Source organism: Sphingobium chungangianum (genome assembly GCF_977014255.1).
In genome coordinates, this window is the sequence record NZ_CDRNIV010000002.1 from 273347 (window position 1) to 290301 (window position 16955).

The 16955-nt window shown below is 60.0% G+C and carries 11 protein-coding genes; 5 read left to right on the top strand and 6 right to left on the bottom strand.

What is annotated here, in order from left to right:
- Positions 1 to 67: 67 nt before the first annotated feature.
- Positions 68 to 1891, top strand: coding sequence for an acyclic terpene utilization AtuA family protein (locus ACWNC0_RS01445; protein WP_449469099.1), 1824 nt, complete (start codon positions 68 to 70; stop codon positions 1889 to 1891).
- Positions 1892 to 1922: 31 nt separating this feature from the next.
- Positions 1923 to 2699: a Coq4 family protein gene (locus ACWNC0_RS01450; protein ID WP_449469100.1), complete on the top strand. Its 777-nt coding sequence runs from the start codon at positions 1923 to 1925 to the stop codon at positions 2697 to 2699.
- A 110-nt stretch (positions 2700 to 2809) separates the two neighbouring features.
- Here the strand turns inward: ACWNC0_RS01450 and ACWNC0_RS01455 are convergent, their stop codons facing one another.
- Both ACWNC0_RS01455 and ACWNC0_RS01460 read right to left on the bottom strand, forming a co-directional pair.
- Entirely contained in the window at positions 2810 to 4417 is a 1608-nt protein-coding gene (locus ACWNC0_RS01455; protein ID WP_449469101.1) for a DUF5597 domain-containing protein, read from the bottom strand.
- Positions 4418 to 4801: 384 nt separating this feature from the next.
- A complete protein-coding gene (locus ACWNC0_RS01460) occupies positions 4802 to 5578 on the bottom strand; it encodes an SDR family NAD(P)-dependent oxidoreductase (protein ID WP_449469102.1) in 777 nt (258 codons plus the stop codon).
- A 508-nt stretch (positions 5579 to 6086) separates the two neighbouring features.
- Between ACWNC0_RS01460 and ACWNC0_RS01465 the strand changes: the two genes are divergently transcribed.
- The 3 genes from ACWNC0_RS01465 to ACWNC0_RS01475 all read left to right on the top strand — a co-directional run bounded on the left by ACWNC0_RS01465 (position 6087) and on the right by ACWNC0_RS01475 (position 9689).
- Positions 6087 to 8069: a flavin-containing monooxygenase gene (locus ACWNC0_RS01465; protein WP_449469104.1), complete on the top strand. Its 1983-nt coding sequence runs from the start codon at positions 6087 to 6089 to the stop codon at positions 8067 to 8069.
- Positions 8070 to 8122: 53 nt separating this feature from the next.
- Positions 8123 to 9193, top strand: a complete 1071-nt coding sequence (locus ACWNC0_RS01470) for a hypothetical protein (RefSeq protein ID WP_449469105.1) — start codon at positions 8123 to 8125, stop codon at positions 9191 to 9193.
- A 79-nt stretch (positions 9194 to 9272) separates the two neighbouring features.
- Positions 9273 to 9689, top strand: coding sequence for a VOC family protein (locus tag ACWNC0_RS01475; RefSeq protein ID WP_449469107.1), 417 nt, complete (start codon positions 9273 to 9275; stop codon positions 9687 to 9689).
- 76 nt (positions 9690 to 9765) lie between these two features.
- On the opposite strand, the gene ACWNC0_RS01480 is transcribed toward ACWNC0_RS01475, so the two are convergent.
- From ACWNC0_RS01480 to car, 4 genes are all read right to left on the bottom strand, one after another.
- Entirely contained in the window at positions 9766 to 10755 is a 990-nt protein-coding gene (locus ACWNC0_RS01480) for an NAD(P)H-dependent flavin oxidoreductase (RefSeq protein WP_449469109.1), read from the bottom strand.
- A gap of 133 nt (positions 10756 to 10888) precedes the next feature.
- A complete protein-coding gene (locus ACWNC0_RS01485; protein ID WP_449469110.1) occupies positions 10889 to 12106 on the bottom strand; it encodes an MFS transporter in 1218 nt (405 codons plus the stop codon).
- 88 nt (positions 12107 to 12194) lie between these two features.
- Positions 12195 to 13253 carry an NAD(P)-dependent alcohol dehydrogenase gene (locus ACWNC0_RS01490; protein ID WP_449469112.1) on the bottom strand — a complete coding sequence of 353 codons (1059 nt, stop codon included), beginning with the start codon at positions 13251 to 13253 and terminating at the stop codon, positions 12195 to 12197.
- A gap of 17 nt (positions 13254 to 13270) precedes the next feature.
- Positions 13271 to 16813 carry a carboxylic acid reductase gene (gene car / locus ACWNC0_RS01495; protein ID WP_449469113.1) on the bottom strand — a complete coding sequence of 1181 codons (3543 nt, stop codon included), beginning with the start codon at positions 16811 to 16813 and terminating at the stop codon, positions 13271 to 13273.
- Positions 16814 to 16955: the final 142 nt, after the last annotated feature.

Consider the following 16955-nt stretch of genomic DNA (forward strand, 5'->3'; position numbering starts at 1 on the left):
CCTTTGTGACATTCATTCGCCACCCGTTCCTATATCCTTCCAGACAGAAAATGATGGAGAGGATGCCATGACCGCCGCGTCAGATAAGATCGTCAGAATAGGCGGGGCGACCGCATCCTTTTCCGATACCGCATTGTCCGTACCGCAGTTGCTGGATGGCGGGCACCTCGACTATCTGGTCTTCGATTATCTGGCCGAAGGTTCGATGGGCATTTTCGGCCGGATGCAGGCCGCCGATCCGACTGCCGGATTTGGCACTGATTTCCTGACCGCCCATGTCGGACCTCATCTGCGCCAGATCGCGGCTCAGGGCGTGAAGGTGGTCGCCAACGCAGGTGGCGTCAATCCGGCGGGGCTGGCCGCCGCGCTGGAGCGCATGATCGATGAGGAGGGTCTTTCCCTTACCGTTGCCTATGTCGAGGGCGACGATCTGCGCGCAAGGGTCGAGCAGTTGAGGGCCGCCGGGCATCGCGACATGTTTACTGGTGCTGCTTTCCCGGAAAACATCATCAGCGCCAATGCTTATCTCGGTGCCTTTCCCATCGCGGCGGCGCTGGACAAGGGCGCGGACATCGTCATCACCGGGCGTGTGGTGGACAGTGCCATAGTGCTGGGACCACTGATCCACGAATTCGGTTGGGGGGCAGGGGATTTCGACCTGTTGGCGGCCGGGACGCTGGCGGGTCATTTGCTGGAGTGTGGAGCGCAGGTCACCGGAGGCACCTTCACCGATTGGCGCGAGGTTCCGGATTGGGCGAATATCGGTTTCCCGGTTGGCGAATGTCATGCGGACGGGACGATAATCATTACCAAGCCGGAGGGCACGGGCGGTCTGGTGTCCATCGGCACCGTCGCCGAACAGCTGCTTTATGAGGTAAGCGATCCAGCCGACTATATCGTGGCCGATGTCCGCTGCGACTTCAGTGGCGTGAAGCTGGAGCAGCAGGGCAAGGATCGGGTGAAGGTGACCGGCGCAAAAGGGCGCCCGCCCACCGACAGCTACAAGGTGTGCATCACGTCGGACGGCGGATGGCGGGCCGTCGCGTACCAGCCAATCCTTGGCGAGGACGCCGCAGAAAAGGCCATGCGGCAGGCAGAGGCACTATATGCGCGCGGCAGGGCGCTGCTGCGTGCTCATAATCTGGCCGATTTCACGGATACCGACACGGTCATCATCGGTGAAGGAGCCAGCTTCGGACCTCATGGTGGCGGCCGTGAGGCGCGGGAAGTCATTTGCAAGATGGTCGTCGATCACCCCGATCGCCGTGGGACAGATATATTTGCCCGCGAACAATGGGCAGGTATCAGCGGCATGGCGGTCGGCACCACCATCAATCTTGCTACCACCGTACTGCCCAAGACCGAGATATTCCTGTTCCTCGTCGACAAGAAGGGGATCGTGCCGCAGGTGACTGTTCGTGGTGAGACATGGCCTGTGTCCGTACCTGAGGGCGAGCCTGTCTCGATCCTGCCTCAAGCGTCGCAGCCCATTCCTGAAGCGCCGCCGGGCGTGGTTGCGGTGGACCTGATCCGCCTCGCCTGGGCGCGCAGTGGCGACAAGGGGCATTTGTTCAACGTAGCTGTCATCGCGCGCGAGCCGGAATATTTGCCATGGTTACGCCTGGCGCTGACGCCAGAGGCGGTCGCGGATTGGTATCGTCATCTTGCGCCGGGAAATAAGCTTCCACACGTCGATCGCTATGACGCGCCGGGGCTGCATGCGCTCAATTTCGTGGTTCATGATGCTCTGGCAGGGGGCATCAATGCCAGCACCCGGCTCGATCCGGCCGCAAAGGGAATGGCGCAAATGCTTATGCGCTTTCCCGTTCCCGTTCCTCCCGATCTGGCCGCCACGATCGCCGGGTCTGACCCATCCCATGGAGTCCGTTGAAATGGCCGACTATTCTTATTTAATGAAAGGCATGAGGTCGGTGGAAACCGACAGTAGCGTGCTTATCAGTTCTTCCCGCTATCTGAATGATGCGCGAGTCCGGGATTGGGTGGCGACACATTTGCTGCGACGCAATGGACCTGATGTGCCGACCCCTTCGGATTCCATCCAGCTCGTCCAGATCCTGCGCGAGGTGCAGGACATCGACCATATCAACGCCCTGTTCGCGGCGGAGCGGCAGAAGAATCCAGACCTCGACGCATGGTTCCGTGAAGGCTTCGTCTCAACCTTTGGGCGAGACGACCTCAAACATTATGAGCCGGACACGGTAGGCGGCATCTTCTACGGGCAACTGACGGGCAATGACCTTCAGGTCGATATCGTGCCGCCATTTACCCCACGCAATGATTTCGAATATTTCCAGCTACGCGCCGGGCAAACCCACGATTTCGAACATATATTGGGCGGTGGGGGTTTCGATTTCATCGGAGAGCTGGTGCCTTATTATATGCGGCTCACCAATTTGTTCATGCACATGAGTCCGGAGTTGGCGGGCGAGCTTTCGGTCTTCTCCATTCTCGGTTCGACGCGCATCATTACCCGCGCGGTTCTCCATTATCCTCAGACCTGGTTGGTGGTGCAGAATGCTGTGGAACGGGGTGCCAGGGTCGGTCGCGAATCCGACCCGATTTATATGATGCGCTACGAAGATGTATTGGCGTTGACGCCCGACCAAGCCCGCAGGAAGTTGGGTATTAACGGCGTACAAATCGCTGATACTGCGGAAGCATCGATGCAGTGGCAATGAATCACCGGTTCTCGATGATCGGATCTGCCGTCTGCAAAAGGCCCAACCCGAATTTGGTCTGGTGACCAGCCGTGAGGGGGCGGCGGACGGGCCGCCCCCAACCTTGAGCCTCAATAGGTGGATAATTTTATGCGAAGGAGCGCAGGCTTTTCGTTGAAATTGAAGCCGTAGGAAATCTGGTCGCCGTTCCAGCGGCGCCGTGCTTCCCACTGGCCGTTCACGAACGTCCCTTCTTCCGCGCTGAGGACCTGCCCGTTGACAGCCGAATCCGTGGGCGTGAACTGGAACCGGCTATATTGTCCCGCGACCAAAAATTCGTTGGGAGCCAACTGAGCAACGACCCCTCCGCCGACCGGTTCCTTGGCCCAGGGCGGCGGTTCCATGCCTGGCCAGGCGGGCACGTCGAAGTTGTTGTGACCGTAGGTCACCGAAATCTTCCAGCTGCCCATAGTGGTGGAGTCTTCGCCCGCGCTATTCTTCGCAGTGCCCCAAGTGGAGCTTTTGCTGGCGATCGCCGCCCAGTCGCTCGCGATTGGACGGAACAGGCGATAGGGAGCGGCAAAGGCTTCGATCGTGGCTGCGTCCAGCTTCCGTGCACCCAGCGGATAGTTTGAATAGCTGGTCGCATCCATGCCGAACGGCGCGTAGCCAATAGCTCCACGACCTAGTGCCGACCAGAAGTAGCGCGCTGCCCAAGTCGCGTTGCTCGTTTCCGGAACGAATAGTGCATTGTCAGGGCGGGTATAACGATCCAGCAGGCCTAGATAGGTCTTCTCCAAGGGCAGATAGAGATCAGGACCTATGAGGTCTAGCGCGGGCGCAACGGTTTTCCATATGGGCAACACATTCCAATTGGGGCCTCCGCTCGCAACCTGAGCCGCCATGGCCGTCCCCGTGGCGTCGAACACTGCTGCGTTCGTGTAGAGGGGAAGGTTCTTCTCGGCCTTGCCCGCGACGGCAACCTGCTGGACGAAGCGCGCATAGGTCCATGCCGCAAATGCCTGATCCGCCTCCTTGCCGAAGGCTTCCGTCCAAGTACCCGCAGGCTTGCCGGACGCGACGCGGACATCTTCAGGCACTGGCTGCGCGAACAGTTGCTCTGCTGCGGCCGAATAATCACGCGCGACCCCATGGCTGCCGATCTCATTTTCGACCTGGACCATGATCACCGTGTGCTTGGCGTCCGCCTCACGCAAGTGCCGCATCAGTGCCGTGAAGGCCTTGCGATCCGCCTTGAGCGTCTCTTCGCCCAACGGCGACAAGGTCATTGTCGGGCGGCCATCGCGGCGCATCAGGCGGGGGAAGCGCTTGGTATCGCTCTTCACCCATTCCGGCGTGTAGGTTGATTCTCCATTCTTCCAGCTGCCAAACCATAGCAGCACGACGCGCATGTCGTTCTGGCGGGCCTGGGTCAGCAGCGTATCGACCCAGCTATAATCGAATTTGCCTTCGGTCGGTTCGAACTGTTCCCAAGCGACCGGAATCTCGATCGTGTTGGCGCTCAACGCCTGCATCACCGGCCACACCTGCGGCAGTACCGAAGGATAATTGCTGGAATTATGAACCTGCGCGCCCAGCATCAGATAGGGCTTGCCGTCAACCATCAGCGCATGGCGGCCATTTTCCGTGCGCAGGCGCGGTATTTCACCAGCGGTAGCCTGTCCAGCGAGCGTAACGCCGCAAAGCATGAGCGTCAGATAACGGAAGGGGTGGCGCACGTGATCTCCTCGTCGACTTTCATTAGGCCCGTTTCAGGCAAGACCATTCGTAGGCCTTGCTACTTGCCACTGGGCCAGGCGTGACAGGCCTTGTCCGGTCGTCGGCATGGCGAGCGCAGCCCTGTAAGCTACATCATTAGGGGCGGTTTTAGTGTGCGAGGTCGGTAATGTAAACAACTACGTTTCATTTATGAACGAGGGTCAAATGTCCTCGTTCTGGCTACCCGATAGAATGATCATCCCTCTACCGGCCTGACCGCCGTTGCAGAGGGCTATGATGCGCGGAGCATATTGCCGCAGGGTCTGGGCAATGGATGGTGGGGAAGGGGCGTGGCATTCGGGAAGAATGCGCCGCCATCGGGAAGGAAACCGCGATCCTTATGCTCATCCCCTTTGGGAGGAGATGTTGCCGCCATCGACGACAATTTCCGACGCGGTGATATAGCTTGCCTCATCGGACAAAAGGAAGCGTACAACCCGCGCCACTTCCTCTGGATCGCCAAGACGATTGAGCAGGATACGCTTTTCGAAATGCCCATGGGGCAGAGCTTCGACTGCGGGACGCATCATGGGCGTCATGATCTGGCCCGGTGATACCGAATTGATGCGGACGCCATCTTGAGCCAGCCGATCGGCCAGTGATCTTACGAGCGACAATATTCCGCCTTTCGCCGCGCTATAGATCGGGTTCATGGCATTGCCGAGAGTTGCGTTGATGGAAGCTATCGCCACGATTGCGGAGCCCGGCTGCGCCGCCAGATCCTGATGGAGCGCCTGAACGATGAAAGCGAGGGAGCGGAGATGAATCGCGATCCCGCTGTCCCAGCTTTCCGCCGTCAGCCCGTCCAGCGATGCTGTATCAACAACGCCAGCAGCATGGACCAGTCCGCCCGGCCTGCCGATCGCTTTCCGCGTCGCCGCCAAGGCAGCTTCGATGCCACCAAGTTCACGCAGATCAATCGCAATGCCCGTGGACGCTGTGCCATGTACCTCCGCGATGGCGCGGGCCGCTGCCGACGCCTTGTCGCCGTCGATGTCCCACAGAGCAACAGGGCGGCCAATGACGGCCAGCGCATGAGCGGACGCAAGGCCTATGCCTGATGCGCCACCGGTGATGATGACGGGAGAGGAAGGGGAGGCAATGGCGGGGGCGAGTGACATGCGAGAGAATTCCTTTAACCGAGCGACGAACCCTATTTGTCTAAAAAGCTGGCGAGACGGACGTTGCTAATTCGCAGCGGGCCGTCCGACAGCGGATGGTTCCATATGCCATTGAGTCCATAATGAGAGATGGATAGTTGTTCGCAACTAACGTTGCCGACAAGCTCCATCGGAAACACTGCCAATGTCGAAAATTTTTCACAGATTGAATTGGCATTTCATGGACAGCGCCCGCATGTCTAACGTGAAGTTACCATATGGGCTCACCAATTGATCCGACACCGAAAATGGGGATGGAGCTTTTGCTGGCACCAGCTTGGGGGCGGCATCGCTATTTTGGCGCAACGCCCCCAATGAATGGCGAGACGGAGTCCTCGGTGAGCTTCAGCGGCGGATGATCCTGGGCTGATCGCCAAATGACTTCGGGGAATGTCATTGACCAATTACACACTAATGTGTAATATATTCTCATCGAGTCCGAAAGCGGACACATAAGAGGAGAAATGGGATGCACGAACGGGTGCTGGACATGAATGCCAGGGTCGATGCCGCGATCGATGCGCTGGACCCCACCATGGCGCTGATGGCGTTGATCCAGATGACCGGCAATCGGACGCTGCTGAACCACTATTGGGATGCGATCGACGGCCGCCAGGAAGATCTGATCGAGACGTTCGTCGATATCCATGCGCATGAAGAACGGCCTGCCATCGATCCGGCCGTGGTCGCCGAGATCCGCGATCGCCTGCGCGTGGCGGTAAAGGCCGGGAAGCCTCCGGTCATGCCACAGCTGGACCGGCCGATGTTCAAGCGGATGAGCCGTTTGCTGCTGGGTCAGGACCTTCCCGAAATGTCGGTGGATGTCGCGTTCCAGCATGCCGGGTTCACCACCGACACGCGCATTCGCAAGGCTGCCGATGTTCCGCCCGCCGATTTCAAGGTGCTGGTCGTGGGCGCGGGCATGATGGGCATCAACGCAGCCATCAAATTGCAGCAGGCGGGATTTGACTTCACCGTGCTGGAGGCGATGGACACGGTCGGCGGCAACTGGCTGACCAACACCTATCCGGGCGCGGCGGTCGATACGCCGAGCCGCATCTATTCCTTCTCCTTCGAGCCCAATGCTTCCTGGACGCAATTCTACCCGCGCGGCCAGGAATTCCTGTCCTATCTGGATCGCGTCACCGACAAATATGGCCTTCGCGACCGGATCCGGTTCGGCACCTGGGTCGAGGGTGCGGAATGGGACGAGAAGCGCAAGATCTGGACGGTGAAGGCGGTCCGGAACGGCAAGCCGGAAAGCCATGAGTGCAACGTCCTCATCATGGCGGTGGGACCCAACAACAATCCCAATTATCCCAAGGTGAAGAATCTCGACAGCTTCAAGGGGCCGGTCATTCATTCGGCCGCCTGGGACCATTCGGTCGATCTGACGGGCAAGAAGGTCGTCCTGGTCGGCACGGGCTGTTCGGGCGTACAGGTGGCGACGGCCATTGCCGACAAGGTTGGCGAACTGGTGATCGTGCAGCGCCAGCCGGAACATATCATCCCCAATCCGCAGGCGCATGCGCCGGTGGCCGAAATCGAGCGCTGGGCGATGGAATATGTGCCCTTCGTCGCGCAGTGGAAGCGTCTGCAAAGCCTGCACAGCCAGATGCGCGACATGCACGGCATGATCATGAAGGATGAGGACTATGCCGCGAAGACGGGCGGCTTTGGCCCGATCAACGACGGCATGCGCATGATGTGCGAAGGCTATCTGAAGAGTCATTTCCCGGACGATCCGGAGATGGTGGAATTGCTGACACCCAACTTCCCGGTGTTCGCCAAGCGGCCGATCCTGGATTGCGGCTTTTACGACACGCTCAAAAAGCCCAATGTGTCGATCGTGCGTGGCGAATTGGCCGAGGCCGAGCAGGAGGGGGTGATCCTGGCCGACGGCACGCGGATCGAATGCGACGTGCTGCTGCTGTCGACCGGCTATAATCTGCATTTCGGGCGGCAGTTCGACATTCGCGGCGTCGGCGGCGAAACTTTGACGGACGCGTTCGACCCGCATCCCTTCTCCTATGAAGGCATGCTGATCACCGGCTTCCCCAACTTCGTCTTCATGGGCGCGCCCTACAGCTATCTGGTCGCCAACCATGCGGTGGTGAGCGAGCAGCAGGTCCATTATATCATCGAACTGCTGCAATGGATGGTGGACGATCATCTGTCGTCCTTCGATGTCTCGCCAGAGGCGACGCAGGCGTTCATCGACGATGTCGATGCGAACCTGGCCAAGACCGCCTGGGTCCAGTGCGGCAGCGCCCATGGCTATTATCGCGACAAGGGCGCCGACGGGCAGAAGAAGGTCATCCTGGCCATCCCGCGCCACAACTCGCGCATCTGGCATGTCCTGCGCTCGCCCCGCGAAGAAGACTTCAACGTCACGCCCGCCGATGATGCCGTTAAGCCCGCACCGCGCGAAATGGAAATGCTGACCATCTGATCCGCTTCCGTAAACAGGAAACGGATGACAATCGAATGATATTGGGAGACTAGATGATGCTTCGTGATCTCGCAGAGCAATTCCGCCCTGTTGCACCGCCGCAGTTGATCGATAAAGCTTATACGGACGATCAGCATGCGCGTTTGTTGAGTGTTGCTCGTAACAATGGTCCTTGGCCGTTGATGCTGGCGGAAAACTTCAAGACGCCAGAGGAGGTTATCGCCACGACTTCAGGCGCAGACAAGCAATTGCCGGAAGGGGTCAAGCTGACCTGGGACATGATTGGTATCTATCCCGGATTTCGAGGATATTTGGCGCGGGGGGGCACCTGCTTCTACCCGGAGATCGAGGATTGCTATTACAACTCCCGCTTTCTCGAGCTGGTGCGTAATTATTACGACTGCCAATATGCCGAGCCGGAGACCTTCCTCTTCAATATCCAGGGACCAACCCCCCTTGGCGGGCCACCCCATCTGGATGGCACGGTCTTCCGTGGTTTGACGATGGAAAACACGCCGCTCTGGCTGCTGCTGACCATGGCGAAGTCCTGCCTGTTCAATCGCTGGCGCTCGAAGAAGGGCCAGGTGATCGCCTGGTATTATAAAGGTAAGATCGGCGGCGGCTTCAACTGCTGGCCTGATGGGCCGAGCGGTGAGGCCATGCAGATCAACGCCCCCATGTGGGGCCGTGCGGTGGTCGTCGAAAACGAAATGACGTTCCACCATGGACAGGCTGCGGGCCCGGTCGCCATGCGCAGGCCGCAAGGGCTCGACATCAGTTCGACCTTTGGCCCTGATGCGCAGGATCCGACCGGTTGGCAGATCGAAACTTTTGGTAAGGTCACCCAGAAGGTGCCGGAAGAGGAAATGCGCTTCCTCGTCCATTGGGGCGCACGCCTGTTCAAGGATATGGACGATTTCAAGCTGACCTACGATCACCGAGACGACATCACCCATGAGCAGGCGATCAACATGCTGATCGAGGACATGAAGAAGCGTGGTGTCCAGTTCGAAGTGCCGACCGATCCCATGAACGACAATGCATTCGTCGGACTTCTGGCCACGGTCTATGATATTGGCGGTCCTACGAACATCCCGCCCGATGCAATGGACGAAGCCGCCTGAGGGCGGCTTCACCCACCGCTTCACGCAGTTCGGCGACCAGTCAATCGCTGTGCGGGAATGTCAGAATAGGAGATAAAACATGGCTATACCCTTTGGCAAGAACGGCAACACCGATTTCATGTTCACCAAACTCCAGGTCAAGGACCTCGACAAGGCGGTGTCCTTCTATTCCTCGGCCATCGGTCTGGTCGAGATGAACCGCGTTGAAACGGAAATCAATGAGCGGAAAGTCAGCGAAGTCGTGTTTATGCCGACCTACGAGGGTGGGCCGCTGTTCATTCTTGCTCAGTTCCACGACACCCAGACGCCTGCCGCAAACGAGTTGATCCTAGGCCTGGCAACGAAGGATATTGCCGATCTGATCGCCCGGGTGGAAAAAGCCGGTGGACGTGTTCTGGAGCCAGCGCGGGAAGTTCCCGGCATGGGCGGCATGCAGGTTGCCTTTGTTGCCGATCCGGAGGGTCACATGCTTCAGCTGAGCCAGAACGGCGGTTGATTTTGCAGGAAACAGGCTCGCGAGGAGCGATGGCGCTTTTCGCGAGCCATGTGCCGGTCTGAGCAGTCGCAGCGCCTTATCCCATAGGCGGATCTGTCTCCCCGGTCAGCGCCACGGCGCGGCCCAGCGCCTCGCGGCATTCGCCCACGATGCGCTCGATCAGTTCGGCGCATGTCGGAATATCGTCCATCAGGCCGATGCCAAGCCCGGCCCAGACCAGCCCGCCATCCACTTCGCCACTCTCCAGCGCAGCGCGTCCCCGCGCACCGGCGACCAGCGGCCGAATATCTTCGAAGGTAGCACCGGGCTCCCGTTCCTTGACGTTCACCTCCTCGGCGACGGCATTGCGGAAGACGCGCGCCGTGTTGCGTAGCTGGCGGAAGATCAGCGTCGTATCGCGCTCCGTTCCCTGCACCACCGCCTGCTTGATCGCCTCATGGATCGGCGCTTCCTTGGTCAGCATGAAACGGGTGCCCATGGTCACACCCTCCGCGCCCAGGGCCAGAGCCGCCGCCATGCTGCGCCCGGTCGCCATGCCGCCCGCCGCCAGGATCGGGATGTCCAGCGCCCGCGCCGCAGCGGGGATCAGAACCATGCCCGGAATATCATCCTCGCCCGGATGACCCGCCGCTTCGAACCCGTCGATCGACACGGCATCGACGCCTGCACGCTGGGCCGACAGCGCGTGGCGGACGGCGGTGCATTTATGCACGATCTTGACGCCCGCCTGCTTGAAACGAGCGATGAACTCGGCGGGACTGCGCCCGGCTGTCTCGACCACGCCAACGCCCGATCCAGCAATGACTTCGGCATAGGCTTCGTAGGGAACCGGCTGCGCGGTCGGCAATATGGTCAGGTTCACGCCGAACGGCTTGTCCGTCATCGTGCGGCACCGCTCGATCTCGGCCGCCAGCGCTTCAGGCGTCGGCTGCGTCAGCGCCGTCAGGATGCCGAGGCCACCAGCATTGGACACCGCCGAAGCCAACTCGGCGCGGCCCACCCACTGCATGCCACCCTGGATGATGGGATAGCGCGTGCCAGTAAGCTCGGTAATCCGGGTCTTCATTCCACCATTCCCCTTTGATCAGGCCGCTTCCGCCTTGCCTTTATCCTGCGTCCCCAACCGCCAGCACTTGTATGTGGCGTATAGCCCAGCGCTTCTGCTTAATTTTCGAAGGTAAGAGCAAGGATGAGAATCTTCACGACGCCAAGGCTCTACCACCCTGTGTCCGGCTCATCCAAGCAAAGTTGATAGCCGCGCCGAAAGATAGAGCCATGAGCAGCAACATAGCCACATGATAGTTGTTCGTCGTGTCGCGCAGCCAACCTGCGGCTGGAGCGCCGAACGTGAAAGGCAGGGTGAAAGCGCCCAGAAATCCTATAGTGCGCGGAAATGCCGCTACCCCGAATATCTGGGCGACAAGAACCGCAACCAACGGGAAAATGGCCGCTCCCGATATGCCCATGATGATCATCGCCAGCGCCAATGCTGGAAACCAGCCACTTGCTGAAATTAGGATCCAACTGACGGTCAATCCTGCACCGGCAGCACTCAATGTGCGCGCGGGGCCAAATTTATCACAAGCCAGTCCTGCCAGGATGGACCCGAATATGCTCGCAAAGCCCTTGATGGACAGGAGCAGCGCTCCCCAGCGGGCCGCGACCCCATATTCGGTTGCGATGGCAACGATATGGGCAGACCCGGTGATGGTACTCGCCTGAAGGACACCCTCGCCGATCAACACCCCCCAGAACAGCGGATGCGAGAGGATGGAAGGTCGTGAGCCCGCAGCCACTGTGGCGCTTTCGGGGCAATCGCTCTGCGGTGGCTCCGAAATGCCCAGCAGTACGGGCAGGAGCAAAATGTGCAGTACCGCTAGGGTCACGAAGAATGCCGGCAGACCAAATCTTTGTATGACTGCAAGGCCGAGCAGGGGAATGACAGTGACGAATAGCGGAATATACGCAATCCCGACCGCCCTTCCTCGCGCCTGTGGATGCCAATTCCCGGCCAATATACTAGGCGGCAAGCCTCCGAGCAGAGAAGCGCCAGGGCCGATCGCGAGCGTGCATACGATAAGTGTAGCCTCAATCGATTGCACCAAGGCAAGCAGAAGATAGCCCGTTATCGAAAGCACAGCACCGGTCATCATGGTGTTGCGCAGGCCGATCCGGGAAATCATTCCCGCGACGATCAGACCCAGCCCGCTCATCGCCAGCACCGTGAGGGCAAGGACCATCGCGGCCATGCTCCGCGTCGTGTCGAAACGGGCCTGAATCGCCAATATGCTGACCGCAAAGCCGCCAAACGCGCACCCTGTGGCTGTGTTCTGCGCGAGAAATGCCCGGACGAGCATCATGCGCGCTGTCCGCCTGTTCGGGTCAGCGGCGGCGCGCCGTTGCGCAAGGCTGCTCATATTATGGCGATCCCAAAAAAGTGGAGAAGGCGAGCGTAGCCGTCACGTCAACTGTGACGAGCGGCTACCTTTGCTCACAATAGCTGCCTCATTTTTCCCGTAACGATGCGTTATCGATGACGAATCGGTAACGCACGTCGCCCTTTTCCATGCGCTCATAGGCGGCATTGATGTCCTGAATGTCGATCAGTTCGATGTCGCTCGCGATGCCATGGGCTGCGCAGAAATCCAGCATCTCCTGGGTTTCGGCGATCCCGCCGACATTGGAGCTGGCGACCGACTTGCGGCCCATCATCAGCGACACATTGTGCAGCGGCGGATCGATCGGGCCGAGCAGTCCCAGCAGGATGAGTGTCCCGTTCCACGCAAGTGTCGCGACATAGGGATTCACGTCATGCGCGTTGGGAACAGTGTCGAGGATGAAGTCAAAGCTGTTGGCCGCCGCCGCCATCTGCGCCTCGTCAGTTGACAGCACGACATGGTCCGCGCCTAGGCGGCGCGCTTCTTCCTCCTTGTCGGGGCTGCGAGTGAACAGCGTCACTTCCGCGCCCATCGCCTTGGCGAACTTCAGGCCCATATGACCCAGGCCGCCAAGGCCTACGACCGCCACCTTGTGTTCCGCGCCGACCTTCCAGTGACGCAACGGCGAATAAGTGGTGATGCCTGCGCACAGCAGCGGCGCTGCCGCCTTCGGGTCCAGGCCGTCGGGGATGCGTACCGTGAATTTTTCCGACACGACGATATTTTCGGAATAGCCGCCTTGCGATGGCATGCCGTCATGCCGATCCGCGAACCCATAGGTGGGCGTGGCATATTCCACGCAATAGGGTTCTTCGCCCGCGTTGCATGGCTTGCACTTCTGGCAGGAGTCCACATAGCAGCCCACCCCAACCATGTCGCCGGGCTGGAATTTGCTGACGCTGCTCCCGACAGCCGCCACCCGGCCAACGATCTCGTGGCCAGGAACAGTCGGATAGGTGACATACCCGCCGTGATTGCGGACGTGATGCAGGTCAGAATGGCACACGCCGCAATAGAGGATATCGATCGCCACGTCGTCGGCACGAAGATCCCGGCGGGCGAAGGAGAAGGGCTCCAGATCGGTATCGGAGGCCAGCGCGGCATAGCCTTTGGTCAATTTGGTCATGACTGTGTCTATTGTCCTTAGATGAGGCCGAGACCGGAGAGGTCAGCCAGATATTTGCCGATCAGTTCGCGCGACAGATGCGGGACATCCTTGGCAGCGCCCACTTCATGCCGGATCACATCCGCGCGGAAGCGGGCGGAAGGAACACTGGTCCCGAATTCTCCCGGCATCTGATATTGCAGCTGGTGCAGCAGCGGCAGCGACGAATGTTGCCGCCGATCCTCGGGCAGCGCACGCATGGCGGTGCCGAAACGTTCGAGCCAGTCGGCGTAATCCTCGATCCGTTGGACCGGATATCCGGCGGCGTCGATCCAGTCGACGAAGCTGTCCAGCGAAATGCCGTCATCATGGGAATTGATGACATGGTAGGTACGATAGCCGCTCGTCGCCTTGGCCCCCAGGACGGCGATGGCCTCTGCCGTGAAGTCCACCGGCAGCCCGGGATAATGGGGCTTGGCCGTGCCGCTGTAGAATGACTGCGGCGCCAGCCCCGTAACCACGATGCTGAGCAGCAAGCGGGTGAACATGTCGGGGACGTTGAGTTGCCCTTCATAACGGCTGTGCGCCAGGATCATGTCTGAGCGGAAGGTCGCAACCGGCAGGCCGAAGCGATCATGCGCATCCCGCAACAGAACCTCAGCCGCCCATTTGCTGTTGGCATAGCCATCGGCATAGCCCTCGCTCGACAGCGGCCGGACGGGGGACGTCGTGCGCACGTCGGCGTCTTCGTCGATCATCACGCCGTCCGGCGTATGGGCCGCCGCCACGGTCGAGACATTGTTGATGGGCTTTAGCCTATGCGTGATGCCCAAGCGGATGACCTCCGCCGTGCCTGCGACATTGGGGCCGAACAGCTGATGATAGGGCAGGACGTGGTTCACCAGTGCGCCTGGATGGACGATCAGATCCACATCCTGGGCCAACCGCTTCCAATCGGCATCGGCAAGGCCAAGCTGCGGTTCGCCAAGATCGCCTGCCAGAACCTCCAGATGCGCGTCGGCGAGTGCCTCGAAGCGGCTCTTAAGTTGCGGGTCGCTGCTGAAGACCTGCGCGATGCGCTGCCGTGCCGCTGCTGCGTCGCGACCACGCGCGACGCAGATCAGCTTGCCGCCTATGTCGGCCATGCGCTCCAGCCATTCCAGGCCGAGGAACCGCCCCAAAAAGCCGTTCGCTCCGGTGAGGAAAACTGTCCGCACTTCCGTCGAAGGAGGCGAGGCGTTGCGCGCCGCGTCGAGGACACTGCCATCGATGAAGCGATCCACCGTCAAGTCGCTCGCGCGGATCTCCTTCGCACCGGCTCCGTGCACCGAAGCAAAGGTCGTTCCCTTCGCCTCGCCACTTCGACCCCGTTCGATGAACTGGGCGAGGTCCTGCATGCTTCCGGCAGGGCTGTTGATGACCGATACCGGCACATCGATGCCGTAAATATCTTCAAGCAGCAGCGAGCAGGACACGGCCGAGAGCGAGTCTCCACCCAGATCGGAGAAGCTCATCCGCTTGGAAAGATCGACATCCTCCAATCCGAGCGTCGCCTTGACGGCGCGGGCGACGGCTTCGAGCACGGGAAGCTCCTTGCCTTCACGGCGCAGCGCCTCAAGCTCATCCTGCTGGCTTGCCGCGATCCTGTCGTAAACGGCTTCGAGCGCGCCGGTATAGCGTTCCTTGAACTTGGGCCGCTGATATTTGCCGATGCCCGCCAGCAGGCCGTTCTCTGCGCTGAAGGGCTCATGCTCGACGATGAAGTCGCGCGGCACTTCATAAGGTTGCAACTGTTCGGCGCGTGCGATGTTCTGGATCGCTTCGCGCAACGCGTCCTTGATCGCAGCCGGGTCATCGGCGATGCCCATCTGCTGGAGCGTCGCTTCATTGGGCACAAAGACACCCACCAGAAATGCGCGCTCGCTGCTGCCGTATAGATAGACTTGCCGGATGAGCGGATCGCCGTTGGTGAAGATCGCCTCCAACCGGGCAATGGCGACGAACTCGCCCTGCGCGAGCTTCAGCACATTGTTGCGGCGATCGATGTACACCAGATGGTCGGGTGCGATCTCCTGCATGATGTCGCCGGTCTTGTAATATCCGTCTTCGTCGAAAACTTCGGCGGTCACATCAGGTCGCTTGTAATAACCAAGCATGATGCTCGACGTCTTGATCCGCAACTCACCGCGCGGATAAGGCTTATCGGTCTTGAAATAGCCAAGCTCAGGCACGTCATCCAGCTTATAGTCGATCACTGGCGGACGAACGACCCGGTTGTCGGTCAGCACCGCGGCGACTTCGGTGGCGCCATAATTATTGCCGAGCTTGTAGCCCAGACATTCTTCCATGAACTGCGATAGTTCAGGGGCGAGCGGGGCCGAGGCGAATGAAGCGACGAGCAGCCGCCCGCCCAGGAGAATATCGCGCGTTTCGCGCAGCAACTCGGCCTTGACCGTGTCCAGGTCCGCGCCGGGTACGGATCGCCGGTCGAGCGCGACCTGATATTGCTGGTAAATCATTTCGCACACGCGCGGGACCAGCATCATGTAGCTCGGCCGACAAATGCGCATGTCGTCAAACAGTTCGGACAGGTCCTTCTTGCCCGTGAAATAGCCGATGCCGCCCAACCCCAGCAGCGAGAAGACGATGCTCCGCCCTGACGTGTGGTTCATCGGCATGTAGATGAGGTTGATCATCGGCATGGGCGAATCGACGAGCCACAGCTGCTTGATCATCCGCTCAGGCAGCATCGCGCCCTTGGGCAGGCCGGTGCTTCCTGATGTGTAGTAGATGGTGGAGAGCCGCTCTCCGTCCGCCTTATCGAACAGTGGCGCGGCCGGCATCGCGCTGCCCTCCGCCAGAGCCGTTTCCAGCGTGACCAGCAAATGCGACAGACCCGCATCGGCGAGCTTTGCCCGGGCGGCCTCGAACCGCTCGCGCTCGTCATCAACCTCCGGATGATAATCGAACAGCAGCACACCGCGCGGACGATGGCCCTGGATGACCAGTTCGGCGGCCGTTTCGATATATTTCAGGCTGACCGCCAGCCAACTGGGCGCCACCTCGTTGAAGATGGACAGCGATTGCTGGAACGCGCCATTGGCCTGAAGGGGAACCGCCACTGCCCCATTGTGGATCGCGGCAAGATCGACCGTCGCAAAGTCCACGCTGCCAAAGGCAAGAAGGCAGAGAAACTCATCGGCTCCCAGCGACTGATCAGGATTATTGTGCCAGAAGGCGGCAAGTCGACGCGCCCGGTCCCATAACGTGGCGTAGCTTGTCGTTTCGAAATGCTTCTGGATCTCCCGCGTGGTGCGCCCGGTCGCGGGATCGACCTTCAGTTCCACCGCGCGCTCGGCCAATGCAGGTCGGTCAGCATAGCCCTCCATGCAAATCGCCACGATCTGGGCGAAACCGAGACCGCTGCGCCGCTTTGCAGTGTTGATTGCAGGGTCCGGTATCGCTGCCGCGACTTGCGGATCGGTTTCGATCAATAACTTCAGCCGTGTTGCAATGCCTTCGGCATAATCGTCCATAGACACCGTGTATTGCGAGCGATCCAGCTTGTCCTGAATACCCATATCACCTCTCGAAATTATCTTATTCAGAACAATATCATTCTATTGCCCGGAACATCTTTCTTCAGTTCATCCATCTAACGATGAGGACGATCGAAACTGCAGCCGGTGCGCAGTTTGGCTGCGGTGCCGACTTTCGCCTTGC

Excerpts from the sequence above, each read along its gene's own strand:
- ACWNC0_RS01445 (WP_449469099.1), top strand. The coding sequence starts at position 68 with ATGACCGCCGCGTCAGATAAGATCGTCAGAATAGGCGGGGCGACCGCA.
- ACWNC0_RS01450 (WP_449469100.1), top strand. The coding sequence starts at position 1,923 with ATGAGGTCGGTGGAAACCGACAGTAGCGTGCTTATCAGTTCTTCCCGC.
- ACWNC0_RS01460 (WP_449469102.1), bottom strand. The coding sequence starts at position 5,578 with ATGTCACTCGCCCCCGCCATTGCCTCCCCTTCCTCTCCCGTCATCATC.
- ACWNC0_RS01465 (WP_449469104.1), top strand. The coding sequence starts at position 6,087 with ATGCACGAACGGGTGCTGGACATGAATGCCAGGGTCGATGCCGCGATC.
- ACWNC0_RS01470 (WP_449469105.1), top strand. The coding sequence starts at position 8,123 with ATGATGCTTCGTGATCTCGCAGAGCAATTCCGCCCTGTTGCACCGCCG.
- ACWNC0_RS01475 (WP_449469107.1), top strand. The coding sequence starts at position 9,273 with ATGGCTATACCCTTTGGCAAGAACGGCAACACCGATTTCATGTTCACC.
- ACWNC0_RS01480 (WP_449469109.1), bottom strand. The coding sequence starts at position 10,755 with ATGAAGACCCGGATTACCGAGCTTACTGGCACGCGCTATCCCATCATC.
- ACWNC0_RS01485 (WP_449469110.1), bottom strand. The coding sequence starts at position 12,106 with ATGAGCAGCCTTGCGCAACGGCGCGCCGCCGCTGACCCGAACAGGCGG.
- ACWNC0_RS01490 (WP_449469112.1), bottom strand. The coding sequence starts at position 13,253 with ATGACCAAATTGACCAAAGGCTATGCCGCGCTGGCCTCCGATACCGAT.
- car (WP_449469113.1), bottom strand. The coding sequence starts at position 16,813 with ATGGGTATTCAGGACAAGCTGGATCGCTCGCAATACACGGTGTCTATG.